Genomic DNA, 12,031 nt, shown 5'->3' on the forward strand with positions numbered 1-12,031 from the left:
GTGACCTTCGGCGAACCGCGTGGCCTCTGCGTCAATGGTGTTGGATGGTCGCCATGTCCGGTACCCAGGAGCCGTTGGTCGAGGTCGATCGGCTGGTCGCCGAGCTCGACCAGGTCGATCCGCCCACCCTGCTCGACGTCCGCTGGCGGCTCGTCGGCCCGCCCGGCCGCGACGACTACCTCGCCGGCCACCTGCCCGGGGCGGTCTTCGTCGACCTGGACACCGCGCTCTGTGGGGCGCCGGGCGTCGGCGGCCGGCACCCGTTGCCCGACCCGGCAGCGTTGCAGGCCGCGCTGCGGGCCGCCGGCGTCCGGGCCGGTCACCCCGTGGTGGTGTACGACGGCGGCGACGGCATGGCCGCCGCGCGGGCCTGGTGGACGCTGCGCTGGGCGGGTCACCGGCCGGTACGCCTGCTGCACGGCGGCTACCCGGCCTGGGTCGCCGCCGGCCGGCCCGTCTCCACCGACGCGCCCGGCCCGCCCCCCGGTGACGTCGTGGTGCGTCCCGGTGATCTCCCGGTGCTCGACGCCGGGCAGGCCGCCGCGCTGGCCGCCGCGGACGACGCCGTGCTGCTCGACGTACGGGCGGCGCCCCGCTACCGGGGCGAGGTCGAGCCGATCGACCCGGTAGCCGGGCACGTGCCGGGAGCGGCGAACCTGCCCGCCGGGGAGTACGTCGGGCCGGACGGCCGTTTCCTGGCCGCCGAGGTGCTGAGCGAGCGGTTCGCCGCCGCCGGGGTGACCGAGGCGCGGGCCGTCGGGGCGTACTGCGGCTCGGGGGTGACCGCCGCCCAGGCGGTGCTCGCGCTGCACCTGGCCGGCCGCACGGACGCCGCGCTCTACGTTGGATCGTGGAGCAACTGGGTGGCGGACCCGGCCCGACCGGTCGCCTCCGGGTCGACACCCGGCCGCTGACCAGCGCGTGCGGTGGGCCGGCGCCGATCCTCGTGCAACGATGGGCTCATGTCCGACGACACGGTTGTGGTGTGGGACGAGTCGCTGCTCGCCTACGACATGGGTGACCATCCACTCGACCCGGTCCGGGTGGAGCTGACCATCGCGCTCGCCCGCGAGCTGGGCATCCTGAATCGACCCGGGGTGCGGATGGTCAAGCCGGAGCCCGCCGACGATGCCCTGCTCACCCGGGTGCACGCGCCGGCCTACCTCGCCGCGGTGCGCAACGCGCCGCGCGACCCGCTCTTCGCCGGGTACGGGCTGGGCACCTCCGACAACCCGGTCTTCGAGGGCATGCACGAGTCCAGCGCGCTCATCGCCGGCGCCACGGTGGCCGCAGCCGAGGCGGTCTGGCGAGGCGACGCCCGGCGGGCGGTGAACGTGGCCGGTGGGCTGCACCACGCGATGTCCGCCCGAGCCTCCGGCTTCTGCGTCTACAACGACCCCGCGGTGGCCATCGCCCGCCTGCTCGACCTGGGCGCCGAGCGGATCGCGTACGTGGACGTCGACGTGCACCACGGCGACGGAGTGCAGGACATCTTCTGGAACGACCCGCGCGTGCTGACGGTCAGCGTGCACGAGACCCCGCTGGCGCTCTTCCCGGGCACGGGTTTCCCGGACGAGACGGGTGGGCCGGGTGCGCAGGGCACCGCGGTCAACATGCCGTTGCCGCCCGGTGTCGACGACCGCGGCTGGCAGCGCGCGTTCCACGCGATCGTGCCGTCGGTGCTGCGCGCGTTCCGGCCGCAGGTGCTGGTCAGCCAGTGTGGCGCCGACGGGCACCGGTTGGATCCGCTCGCCGACCTGAACCTGACGGTGGACGGGCAGCGGGCCACCTACCTGGCGATGCGGGCGCTCGCCGACGAGCTGTGCGACGGCCGGTGGGTGGCCACCGGCGGCGGCGGATACGCGCTCGTCGAGGTGGTGCCCCGGGCCTGGAGTCACCTGCTGGCCGTGGCCACCGGTGACCCGATCGACCCGGCCACGCTCACCCCACCCGCGTGGCGGGACCTGGTCGCCTCCCGAAGTCTGGGCCGGGAGGTGCCGCTGCGGATGACCGACGACGCCGACCCGTCGTACGAGCCGTGGCAGCCAACCGGCGAGCCGAACGCGGTGGACCGGGCGATCGCGGCCACCCGCAAGACGGTCTTCCCGCTGCTCGGGCTCGACCCGCACGATCCACGGGACTGAGCCGGGCCGGGGGAGGACGTTCCGGTGACGACCGTGGACCAGCCGGTCGACGTGCTGCTCAGCGATGGCAGCACGGTCCAGTTGCGACCTATCGACCCGGCCGACGCTCCGGGCATCGTGGCGATGCACAGCCGGTTCTCCGAGCGCACCCGCTACCTGCGGTACTTCTCGCCGTACCCGCGCATCCCGGAGCGGGATCTGATCCGTTTCGTCACCGTGGACCACCACGACCGGGAGGCGTTCGTGGTGCTGGCCGCCGACCAGATCGTCGCGGTCGGCCGGTACGAGCGGCTCGGCCCGCAGGCCCCCGAGGCGGAGGTGGCCTTCGTGGTGGAGGACGCCTACCAGGGGCGGGGGATCGGCTCGGTGCTGATGGAGCACCTGGCCGATGCGGCCCGCCGCAACGACATCATGAGCTTCGTCGCGGAGGTGCTGCCGGCCAACGGGACGATGCTGCGGGTCTTCGCCGACTTCGGCTACCAGGTCCAGCGCGAGTACGCCGACGGCGTGGTGCACCTGAGCTTCCCCATCGCACCCACCGAGGCCAGCCTGGAGGTGCAGCGCGGCCGCGAACACCGGACCGAGGCCCGCTCGATCGCCCGCCTGCTCGCCCCGCGCGGCATCGTCGTCTACGGCGCCAGCGCCACCGGCCAGGGCGTCGGCGCGGCGGTGCTCGGGCACCTGCGCGACGGCGGGTTCACCGGTGCGGTGGTGCCGGTGCATCCGAGCGCGTCGACAGTGGCGGGCCTGCCCGCGTACCCGTCGGCGGTTGATGCCGGAACGCCGGTGGACCTGGCGGTGGTGGCGGTCCCACCGGAGGCGGCGACCGCGGTGGTCGCCGACGCCGCCGCCGCGGGGGTGCACGGCCTGGTGGTCATCTCAGCCGGCTTCGCCGAGGCCGGCGGCGAGGGCGCGGCCACCCAGCGGGCGCTGGTCCGCGCGGCACACGCGGCCGGGATGCGGGTCGTCGGCCCGAACTGCCTGGGCGTGGCCAACACCGACCCGACGGTACGCCTGAACGCCACCCTCGCCCCGGCCCTGCCGCCGGCCGGCCGGGTCGGCATCTTCAGTCAGTCGGGTGCGTTCGGCGTGGCGCTGCTCGCCGAGGCGGACCGGCGGGGCCTCGGGCTGTCCAGCTTCGTCTCGGCCGGCAACCGGGCCGACGTCTCCGGCAACGACCTCCTGCAGTACTGGCAGGACGACCCTGGCACCGACGTGATCATGCTCTACCTGGAGACCTTCGGGAACCCGCGCAAGTTCGCCCGGTTGGCCCGGCGGATCGGCCGCGCCAAACCGGTCGTCGCGCTCGCCTCGCCGGCCCGCCCGCCCGGGGTCGGTGACGCCGCCGGGCCGGACGAGGTGGCGGTGGCGGCGCTCTTCGCCCAGTCCGGGGTGATCCGGGTGGACACCGTGCCGGAGTTGCTCGACGTGGGTGTGCTGCTGGCCAACCAGCCGTTGCCGGCCGGAGGCCGGGTCGGTGTGGTCGGCAACTCCTCGGCTCTCACCGGGCTTGCCGCGACCGCCTGCGTCGGGCAGGGCCTGAGCGTGGCCGACGGTTATCCCCGCGACGTCGGGCCGAGCGCCGGTGCCGCCGAGTTCGCCGCCGCGCTCGCCGAGACGGCCGCCGACGAACGGGTGGACGCCCTGGTGGTGGTGTTCGCCCCGCCGCTACCCGGCCAACTGACCGAGGTGGACGCCGACGTCACCGCCGCGCTGCCGGCCGCCCTCGCGTTGGGCAAGCCGACAGTGGCGACGTTCCTGGTCGGGCGGCTGCCACCGGGGGTGCCGGCGTACGGCGGCGTGGAGGAGGCGGTCCGCGCTCTCGCCCGCGCGCACCGGTACGCCGAGTGGCTTCGCCGCCCGCCCGGGGTGGCACCGGAGCTGCCCGACCTCGATCGGGCTGCCGCGCAGGCCGCGCTCCGGGCCGAGGCCACCGACCCGGGTGCGCTGCTGGCCGCGTACGGCATCGACGTGGTGGCCTCGGTGTCCGTCGACTCGGTCGACGCCGCGGTCGACGCGGCGGCGCGGCTGGGCTTCCCGGTGGCGCTCAAGGCGGCCGCCCCCGGGCTGCGGCACCGGCTCGACCTCGGCGCGGTCCGGCTGGACCTGCCCGACGAGCCGACCCTCCGCCGGGCGTACGCCGACCTGGCGGCGACCTTCGGCGCGGACGCGCTGGTCCAGCCGATGGTCCCGCCCGGCGTGGCCTGTGTGGTGGAGGTGGTGGAAGACCCCGCGTTCGGGCCGGTGGTCGGCTTCGGCCTGGGTGGGGTCGCCACCGAGTTGCTCGGCGATCGGGCCTGGCGGGCGGTGCCGCTGACCGACCGGGACGCGGCCGAGCTGGTCGAGGAGCCTCGGGCGGCGCCGCTGCTGCGCGGGCATCGGGGGGCCGCGCCGGTCGACCGGGCAGCCCTGGCCGATCTGCTGCTGCGGGTGGGTCAGCTCGCCGACGAACAGCCCCGGGTGCGCTCGCTGACCCTCAACCCGGTGCTCGCCCGCCCGGATGGCATCTCGGTCCTGCACGCGCAGGTGGGGGTGGGTGGCGTGGTCGCCCGCCCGGACACCGGCCCCCGCCGCCTGTGAGCGTGCCCGGTCAGGCGCGGCTGGAGATCTGCTGGACGCCCCAGGTGTTGCCGTCCGGGTCGGCGAAGAAGACGAAGCCGACGTTGTCCAGTGGATCCGGCACCGGCCGGGGGTTCTGACCGACCACCTGGATCTCGCTGACCTCCACACCCCGCCCGACCAGCTCCTCGTGGGCCCGCTTCAGGTCGGGCACCACCAGTTGCAGGCCCTTGAGTGAGCCGGGCGGCATCTCCGGGACGACGCCCTTACCGATCACGATCGAGCAGCCCGAGCCGGGCGGCGTCAGCTGGACGATGCGCGCGTCGTCATTGATCACCGTGTCGTGATCCACAGTGAAGCCGAGCTGGTCGGCGTAGAACTTCTTCGCCCGCTCCACATCGGAGACCGGCACGATCACCACTTCGAGTGTCCAGTTCATGAGTGCTCTTCCTCTGTCGTCGTTGTTGAGTGCAGCAGATCGGCCAGTCGGGTGAAGCTCTGCCCGACGCCCCGCGCCATCGGATAGCGCAGCACGATGTTCCGCCCCTCTGCGGTGGCGTAGAGCAGCGTGGTGGTGACTGTCGTTCGCCCGGCCACCTCGGAGAACTCGTGGCTGACCAGCGTCTCGCCCGGATAGGACTGGTCGTCGAAGCGTTCGGTGCAGACCAGCCGGTGTGGTGGCTCGATCTGCCGGTAGACCCCGGCCTGGACCATCCGGGCACCCTCCGGGCCCTGCGACACGAACCGCCACCGTCCACCGATCCGCAGGTCGACGTCGCACTCCGTCAGCCTCCAGCCGCGCGCGCCGTACCACCGGGCCAGCAGTTCGGGTCGGGTGAAGGCGGCGAACACCAGCCGCGCCGGTGCCTCGAACAGCCGACTCAGCACGATCTCCCGATCACCCGGGGTGTGGACGACGAGCGGGTCGTCGACGTTGGTCAACCGCCCGTTCCGTTCGGTCTGGCGGGCCGACGCTCGGTGCCGGTGTGGTCGACGGACTGGAGTTCGTCGAGCAGTACGTCGAGACGTTGGTAGCTCTCCACCCAGTAGTCGCGGTAGTTGGCGAGCCAGGCCGTGGCATCGCGCAGTGGGCGGGCCTCCAGTCGGCACGGACGGCGCTGGGCGTCCCGCCCCCGGCTGACGAGGCCAGCGCGTTCCAGCACCCTGAGGTGCTTGGAGATGGCCGGCTGGCTCATCGCGAAGGGTGCTGCCAGCTCTGTCACGGTCGCCTCCCCAGCCGCGAGTCGGGCGAGGATGGCCCGCCGAGTCGGGTCGGCCAGCGCCGCGAAGGTCGCATCCAACAGCTCGGTGTCCGCCACCTATAACCTCCTGGTTCTATAACCAGTTGGTTTGTATCGTGATTGGGCGTCTTCGTCAAGCACCCCGACAGCACGGAAGGCCCCGGCGAACCGCCGGGGCCTTCCGTGGGAACCGGGTGCGTCAGCAGGCGTACGCCTCCAGGCGCTGGGCCCGCTCCGGGGCGCGCAGCTTCAGCAGCGTCACCTTCTCGATCTGCCGGATCCGCTCCCGGGACAGGCCGAACTCCCGGCCGACCTCGTCCAGGGTGCGCTGGCGGCCGTCGTCCAGGCCGAACCGGAGGCGGATGACTGCCTGTTCCCGCTGGGACAGGGTGGAGAGCACGATGCTGACCTCGTTGCGCAGCTCGCCCTGGGCGGCGGCGTCGCCCGGCTCGGTGCGCGGGTCCACCGAGGCCACGAAGTCGCCGAGCGCGCTCTCACCGTCGTCGCCGACGGCCTGGTCCAGGCTGACCGGTTCCCGGTCGTAGGAGATCAGCTCGATGACCTGGATCTCGGGGATCTCCAGTGCGCGGGCCACCTCGGCGACCGTCGGCTCGCGGCCCAGCGTCACCGCCAGCTCGCGGCGGGCCCGAACCATCCGGTTGACCTGCTCGACCATGTGCACGGGGATGCGGATGGTGCGGGCCTGGTCGGCCATGGCGCGGGTGATGGCCTGTCGGATCCACCAGGTGGCGTACGTGGAGAACTTGTAGCCCTTGGCGTAGTCGAACTTCTCCACCGCCCGGATCAGACCGAGGTTGCCCTCCTGGATCAGGTCGAGAAACGCCATGCCACGGCCCGTGTAGCGCTTGGCGATGCTGACCACCAGCCGCAGGTTCGCCTCCAACAGGTGGTCCTTGGCCGCCCGGCCCTCCGCGACGATCAGCTCCAGGTCGGCTCGCAGCTCCGCGGAGACCGGGGTGCAGGTGGCCAGCTTCTCGTCGGCGAACAGGCCAGCCTCGATGCGCCGGGCCAGGTCGACCTCCTGCGCGGCGGTCAGCAGCTTCGTCCGGCCGATTCCGTTGAGGTAGGCCCGGACCAGGTCGGTGGAGATGCCGCGCTCGTCGGTGGCGTCCAGGTCGACGAGGGCCTCGGGGGCCCCGTCAGTGAGGGGCGTGGTGGCCGGGCGCGTCCGGTGTTCCGTCATCTGAAGGACCATCTCTGTCTCTCCCCGCTTCCACGTCGGTGCCGTGTTCCCGGCCCAGTGGTGCCGGTGTGAACAACAGCTTGGCGGGCAGGGCGTAAAACGGGAGTGAGGCGATCGGGCACCCGACAGGAATTGCGTCGGATCGCTGGTGCGGTGTGTCGTCGGAGTGTGTGGTTGCCCGCCCCGGCTACGTTGCGGACGGCCGGCCACCTCTGGTCGGCCGGAAACGACAGTTGGAGGACGGTGTGGTCTTCAAGCGGCTCATGAAGGCGATGGGCGTCGGTGGTCCGTCGGTGGAGACGGTGCTGGCCAACGCGAACTGCCGCCCGGGCGGCCAGATGGAGGGCCGGATCCAGGTGCTGGGCGGCGACCACCAGGTCGACATCGACCACGTCGCTCTCGGCCTGGTCACCCGGGTCGAGGTGGAGAGCGGCGACAACGACTACGACACCACTCAGGAGTTCCACCGCCAGCAGGTCACCGGCGCGTTCCGGCTGGAGCCGGGGCAGCGCTACGACCTTCCGTTCCGCTTCGACGTGCCGTGGGAGACACCGGTCACCGAGCTGTACGGGCAGCACCTGCACGGGATGACGATGGGCCTGCGTACCGAGCTCGAGGTCGCCCGCGCGGTCGACAAGGGTGACCTGGACGCCGTGTCGGTGCACCCGCTGCCGGCGCAGGAGCGACTGCTGGACGCGCTGCTGCGGCTGGGCTTCCGGTTCGCACGCGCCGATGTGGAGCGTGGTCACATCTACGGCGTACGCCAGACGTTGCCGTTCTACCAGGAGATCGAGTTCAGCCCGGCGCCGCAGTACGCCCGCTCGATCAACCAGTTGGAGGTCACCTTCATCGCCGACGCGCAGCAGATGCAGGTGGTGCTGGAGGTCGACAAGCGCGGCGGTGTCTTCACCGAGGGGCGGGACGCCTTCGGCCGGTTCACTGTCGACCACGCCACCGCCGACCGTACCGACTGGACAGCCGAACTCGACAACTGGCTCCGCCAGTCCCTAACCCGCCGAGGCCTCTTCTCCTAACCCCAACTACCTCCCACCCCCACCCTCACGCCCACCCCCCACCGGCCGCCCCCGCTGATCATGAGGTTGGCCGGCGATTCGATCTTCAAAAGGCCCGTCAACCTCATGATCAACCGGGCTGGGGTGGGGTGGGGGTGGGTGGGGTGGGTGGGGTGGGGTGGGGTGGGTTAGAGGTCCAGGAGGAGGGTTTGGGGGCCGATGTTGGTGCTCTCGACCAGCATGTGGGTGCGGAAGCGGCCGGTCTCCACCTTCGCTCCTCGTTCGCGTAGGGCGTCGACCACCGCTGTCACCAGTGGCTCGGCGACCTCGGCGGGGGCGGCGGCGGTCCAGCTCGGTCGGCGGCCCTTGCGGACGTCGCCGTAGAGGGTGAACTGGCTGACCACCAGGATCGGCGCGCCGGTGTCGGCGGCGGACCGCTCACCGTCCAGGATGCGTACCTCGTGCACCTTGCGGGCCATCGTCTGAGCGGTCTCCGCGGTGTCGGTGTGGGTCACGCCGAGCAGCACCAGCAGGCCGTTCTCGATGGCACCGACCACCTCCCCGTCCACCGTCACGCTGGCCTGCCCGACGGTCTGCACCACCGCCCGCATCAGGCGCTCACCGGCTCGATGAAGCCGCGCTCCACCAGGTGCGCCACGATCGGGCCGGCCGCCTCGGCCATCTCGTCGGGCTCGACGTCGTGCGCGGCGGCGAGCAGGGCGAGCTGGTCACGCAGCGGCAGCCGGCCGTCGGCGCCGCCGACCAGCGCCAGCACCAGCGGGTCGATCTCCTCGGTCCAGCGCAGGCCGTGCGGCATCGCGAGGACCTGCCGGTCCACCCCCCAGCCCTCGTCGCCCATGGTGGCCTCCTGGCGCAGTTGGAGGCCCTCGGCGGCCCGGTAGCGCTCGGCGAGCAACGCCTCGGTGTCGCGTACCCGGAGAAAGTCCTGGCGGTCGAACCAGGCGGCGACCTGGTCGCCCAGCGGTGGCTGCACCCGCTGGCGCAGATCCTCCACCCGGACCACCGGGTCGGAGTGCCCGCTGCGACGCAGTGACACGATGCCGAAGCCGATGCCCTCCACCTTGTGAGCGTCGAACCAGTCCAGCCAGACGGCCATCCGCTGCGGGTCGGCGGTCTCGCCGACGTCGGTGAGCCACAGGTCGACGTACGCCATCGGGTCGGCCACCTCGCGCTGGATCACCCAGGCGTCCAGGCCGGTCCCGGCGAACCAGCCGGCCACCCGCTCGTCCCACTCCTCGCCTGCGACGTGCACCCAGTTCGCCAGGTACTGCATGGTGCCGCCCTCGGTGAGCAGGCCCGGGGCGGCGGCGGCCAGCTCGGCGCCGATCGCGTCACCGACCCGGCCGGAGTCGCGGTACACGTGCGTGGTCGTGCCCGGACCGACCACGAACGGTGGGTTGCTCACCACCAGGTCGAACCGCCGACCGGCCACCGGGGCGACCATGTCGCCGCGGAGCAGCTCCCAGTCCTGACCGTTGAGGGCGGCGGTGGTCGCGGCGAAGCGCAGCGCCCGCTCGGAGAGGTCGGTGGCGGTCACCGACCTGGCGTGGGTGCCCAGGTGCAGGGCCTGGATGCCGGAGCCGGTGCCCAGGTCCAGTGCGGTGTCGACCGGCCGGCGCATGGTCGCGCCGATCAGGGTGTGGGTCGCCCCGCCGACGCCGAGGACGTGCTCGGCGTGCAACGGGCGACCCGGGCGGGCGCTGGCCGGCACGTCGGCGAGCACCCACCAGTCCTCGCCGTACGGCTCCAGGTCGATGCCGGCACGCAGGCCGTCGCCGTACCGCTCGACCAGCCCGCCGGCCAGCGCCTCGGCCAGGCTCAGCGGCGCCAGCGCGGCGGTCACCGCCGCCTCCGACTCGGTCTGGGCGCAGATGAACACCCGGATCAGGGTGCCGAGCGGGTCGCCGTCCCCGGTGGCCAGCAGCGCGGCCCGGTAGTCGTTGCGGGCGACCGCCGCGGTCGCCTGGGCTCCCAGCCGCTCGGCGATGCCGTGACTGGTGAATCCGGTCCGGGTCAGTGCGCTGCGCAGCGCGTCGACGCCGGCGGGGGAGAGCAGCATGTCGTGTTCGTCCACCCCGACATCCTGCCCTCCGTTGGGTCCCGGGTCAGCGTCACCCGCCGGTAGACGTCGGAGCGTCGGTGTCCGCCCGGGTCAGTGCGCCAGGCAGGATGGTCCGCATGACGCTTGTCCTGCCCATCGACCCGGAGGCCAACCGGCTGCTGGAGCGCAGCCCGCTGGCCCTGCTGCTCGGCATGGTTCTCGATCAACAGGTGCCGATGGAGAAGGCGTTCTCGTCGCCGTACGTGCTGGCGCAGCGGCTCGGCCATGAGCTGGACGCGGCGGAGCTGGCCGGGTACGACCCGGAGGCTCTGGTCGCGCTCTTCGCCCAGCCGCCCGCCCTGCACCGGTTCCCCAAGGCCATGGCGGCCCGGGTGCAGGAGGTCTGTCAGGTGCTGGTGGAGCGCTACGACGGTGACGCGGCGTTGCTCTGGGCCGAGGTCGCCGACGGGCCGGAGCTGCTGCGCCGGGTCGCCGCGCTGCCCGGCTTCGGCAAGCAGAAGGCACAGATCTTCGTGGCCCTGCTCGGCAAGCGGTTCGGGGTGACCCCGCAGGACTGGCGGAAGGCAGCCGGAGACTACGGCGACCCGGGCGCGTACCGGTCGGTGGCCGACGTCACCGACGCCGATTCGTTGCGTCGGGTGCGGGAGTTCAAGCAGCAGATGAAGGCGGCGGCCAAGGCGAAGGCGACCGGCGGCTGAGCCGTCTGCTCAGGCGGCGGTGGGGTGCGCCAGTGAGGCCAGCGCGCGCCGGACGTCGGCCAGCGAGACGGTCGCCGAGTCGTCCAGGTCGGCCAGGCCGGCCTCGATCCACTGGCGCATCAGCGTGGTGACCCCGATGCCCCGGGCGTCGGCGGCGGCGCGAACCCGCTCGTAGGTGTCCAGTGGCAGCCGCACCGAGCGGCTCACCATCGGCACGTCGCTGTCGGGGGTTGGCAGCTCCGCCGCCGGGCTCTCGTCGATCAGCTCGGCGATTCGCTCGCCGCCGCCGTGGAACTGCTTGGTCGCGTCGTTACGGTGCATCGTCACGGCCTCCTCATCTACCGAGATCTCCGCACGGCCTCGTCGTAGCGCTTGGACTCGACGTCGCTCAACTCGCGGGCGGAAAGAATGTCCCAGTCGTTGTCGGTGCCATCGGCCTCGGCGAGCAGCACCGCCAGCCGGCGGCCCCGACGGCCGACGGCGTAGACCACCATCACGTCGTCACCCAGATGACGGATGACCCGTCGGGCGCTGTGCAGCGCCTCCCAGACTTCCCCGGGTGTGACGTCGTAGACCCTCAGGTTGGCCAACGCCTCGTCGGTGAAGCTGAACCTGCTGCCCACATCGCGGAGCGTACCACGTGCGTAACACGAAGCCGGATGACTCGAAGTTCGCTGATCACGGACCTGCGGTGACAGGATGAGGCGTAACCCCCTCGAGGAGGTCCATGGTGAAGCGTCAGGCGTACCAGCCGATTCTGATCACTGACGCCTCGCGCAGCCAGGGCGATCAGCTCAACAGCCGTCAGCGCCGCTACGTCCTGATGATGGGCATCCGGGTGGCCTGCATCATCGCCGGCGCGATCCTGGTCGGTGCGAACGCCCCACTGCTCTGGCTCTGGCTGCCGTTGTGCGCCCTCGGCATGGTGCTCATCCCCTGGCTGGCCGTGCTGCTGGCCAACGACCGGCCGCCGAAGGAAGAGCACCGGCTGGCCAACCGGTTCCACCGCCGGCACACCGACGACACCCCGCCGATGAGCCTCACCGCCGAGGAGCGCCCACACAAGGTCATCGACGTCGAACCCTGACC

14 protein-coding genes are annotated in these 12,031 nt (G+C 72.4%); 6 read left to right on the forward strand and 8 right to left on the reverse strand.

From position 1 onward, the window contains the following. Positions 1–53: 53 nt before the first annotated feature. The 3 genes from ACFYP0_RS24650 to ACFYP0_RS24660 are packed head-to-tail and all read left to right on the forward strand — an operon-like array spanning position 54 to position 4,724. Complete coding sequence (locus ACFYP0_RS24650) at positions 54–914, forward strand: sulfurtransferase (protein WP_386997703.1); 861 nt, start codon at positions 54–56, stop codon at positions 912–914. Positions 915–962: 48 nt separating this feature from the next. Further along, positions 963–2,144, forward strand: coding sequence for an acetoin utilization protein AcuC (locus tag ACFYP0_RS24655; protein ID WP_386997705.1), 1,182 nt, complete (start codon positions 963–965; stop codon positions 2,142–2,144). 24 nt (positions 2,145–2,168) lie between these two features. After that, positions 2,169–4,724 (forward strand): bifunctional acetate--CoA ligase family protein/GNAT family N-acetyltransferase, encoded by a 2,556-nt coding sequence (locus ACFYP0_RS24660; RefSeq protein WP_355501900.1) that lies wholly within the window; start codon positions 2,169–2,171, stop codon positions 4,722–4,724. 10 nt (positions 4,725–4,734) lie between these two features. Here ACFYP0_RS24660 and ACFYP0_RS24665 read toward each other — a convergent pair whose 3' ends face one another. The 4 genes from ACFYP0_RS24665 to sigB form a co-directional block, all read right to left on the reverse strand. Beyond that, positions 4,735–5,142: a VOC family protein gene (locus tag ACFYP0_RS24665; protein WP_124854412.1), complete on the reverse strand. Its 408-nt coding sequence runs from the start codon at positions 5,140–5,142 to the stop codon at positions 4,735–4,737. Then, complete coding sequence (locus ACFYP0_RS24670) at positions 5,139–5,645, reverse strand: SRPBCC domain-containing protein (RefSeq protein WP_355501897.1); 507 nt, start codon at positions 5,643–5,645, stop codon at positions 5,139–5,141. The genes ACFYP0_RS24665 and ACFYP0_RS24670 overlap by 4 nt, the downstream gene beginning before the upstream one ends. Beyond that, positions 5,642–6,022 carry an ArsR/SmtB family transcription factor gene (locus ACFYP0_RS24675; RefSeq protein WP_124854414.1) on the reverse strand — a complete coding sequence of 127 codons (381 nt, stop codon included), beginning with the start codon at positions 6,020–6,022 and terminating at the stop codon, positions 5,642–5,644. Before ACFYP0_RS24675 ends, ACFYP0_RS24670 begins: the two co-directional genes overlap by 4 nt. Before the next feature lie 121 nt (positions 6,023–6,143). Further along, positions 6,144–7,160, reverse strand: a complete 1,017-nt coding sequence (gene sigB, locus ACFYP0_RS24680; protein WP_386997709.1) for an RNA polymerase sigma factor SigB — start codon at positions 7,158–7,160, stop codon at positions 6,144–6,146. Between the two features lie 233 nt (positions 7,161–7,393). Between sigB and ACFYP0_RS24685 the strand changes: the two genes are divergently transcribed. After that, positions 7,394–8,182, forward strand: a complete 789-nt coding sequence (locus ACFYP0_RS24685) for a sporulation protein (protein ID WP_386997774.1) — start codon at positions 7,394–7,396, stop codon at positions 8,180–8,182. Positions 8,183–8,349: 167 nt separating this feature from the next. Here the strand turns inward: ACFYP0_RS24685 and dtd are convergent, their stop codons facing one another. Further along, a complete protein-coding gene (dtd, locus tag ACFYP0_RS24690; protein ID WP_124858896.1) occupies positions 8,350–8,772 on the reverse strand; it encodes a D-aminoacyl-tRNA deacylase in 423 nt (140 codons plus the stop codon). Next, positions 8,772–10,256: a DUF7782 domain-containing protein gene (locus tag ACFYP0_RS24695; protein WP_386997711.1), complete on the reverse strand. Its 1,485-nt coding sequence runs from the start codon at positions 10,254–10,256 to the stop codon at positions 8,772–8,774. The genes dtd and ACFYP0_RS24695 overlap by 1 nt, the downstream gene beginning before the upstream one ends. Before the next feature lie 95 nt (positions 10,257–10,351). Between ACFYP0_RS24695 and ACFYP0_RS24700 the strand changes: the two genes are divergently transcribed. Next, the gene (locus tag ACFYP0_RS24700) at positions 10,352–10,942 is read left to right on the forward strand and encodes an HhH-GPD-type base excision DNA repair protein (protein WP_355501969.1); all 591 of its coding nucleotides are present in this window, start codon (positions 10,352–10,354) and stop codon (positions 10,940–10,942) included. A gap of 9 nt (positions 10,943–10,951) precedes the next feature. Here the strand turns inward: ACFYP0_RS24700 and ACFYP0_RS24705 are convergent, their stop codons facing one another. Both ACFYP0_RS24705 and ACFYP0_RS24710 read right to left on the reverse strand, forming a co-directional pair. Next, positions 10,952–11,263 (reverse strand): hypothetical protein, encoded by a 312-nt coding sequence (locus tag ACFYP0_RS24705; protein ID WP_124858894.1) that lies wholly within the window; start codon positions 11,261–11,263, stop codon positions 10,952–10,954. A 17-nt stretch (positions 11,264–11,280) separates the two neighbouring features. Continuing rightward, on the reverse strand, positions 11,281–11,565 hold the full coding sequence (locus ACFYP0_RS24710) for a hypothetical protein (protein WP_355501891.1): 285 nt from the start codon (positions 11,563–11,565) through the stop codon (positions 11,281–11,283). Positions 11,566–11,669: 104 nt separating this feature from the next. Here ACFYP0_RS24710 and ACFYP0_RS24715 point away from each other — a divergent pair, with 104 nt between their 5' ends. Then, a complete protein-coding gene (locus tag ACFYP0_RS24715) occupies positions 11,670–12,029 on the forward strand; it encodes a DUF3099 domain-containing protein (RefSeq protein WP_355501888.1) in 360 nt (119 codons plus the stop codon). Positions 12,030–12,031 lie beyond the last annotated feature (2 nt).

Source organism: Micromonospora arida (assembly GCF_042873195.1).
Classification (GTDB): domain Bacteria; phylum Actinomycetota; class Actinomycetes; order Mycobacteriales; family Micromonosporaceae; genus Micromonospora; species Micromonospora arida.

Bases quoted from the DNA above. Each gene is read 5' to 3' on its own strand.
- ACFYP0_RS24650 (WP_386997703.1), top strand. From the start codon at position 54: ATGTCCGGTACCCAGGAGCCGTTGGTCGAGGTCGATCGGCTGGTCGCC.
- ACFYP0_RS24655 (WP_386997705.1), top strand. From the start codon at position 963: ATGTCCGACGACACGGTTGTGGTGTGGGACGAGTCGCTGCTCGCCTAC.
- ACFYP0_RS24665 (WP_124854412.1), bottom strand. From the start codon at position 5,142: ATGAACTGGACACTCGAAGTGGTGATCGTGCCGGTCTCCGATGTGGAG.
- sigB (WP_386997709.1), bottom strand. From the start codon at position 7,160: ATGGTCCTTCAGATGACGGAACACCGGACGCGCCCGGCCACCACGCCC.
- dtd (WP_124858896.1), bottom strand. From the start codon at position 8,772: ATGCGGGCGGTGGTGCAGACCGTCGGGCAGGCCAGCGTGACGGTGGAC.
- ACFYP0_RS24700 (WP_355501969.1), top strand. From the start codon at position 10,352: ATGGTCCGCATGACGCTTGTCCTGCCCATCGACCCGGAGGCCAACCGG.
- ACFYP0_RS24705 (WP_124858894.1), bottom strand. From the start codon at position 11,263: ATGCACCGTAACGACGCGACCAAGCAGTTCCACGGCGGCGGCGAGCGA.
- ACFYP0_RS24715 (WP_355501888.1), top strand. From the start codon at position 11,670: ATGGTGAAGCGTCAGGCGTACCAGCCGATTCTGATCACTGACGCCTCG.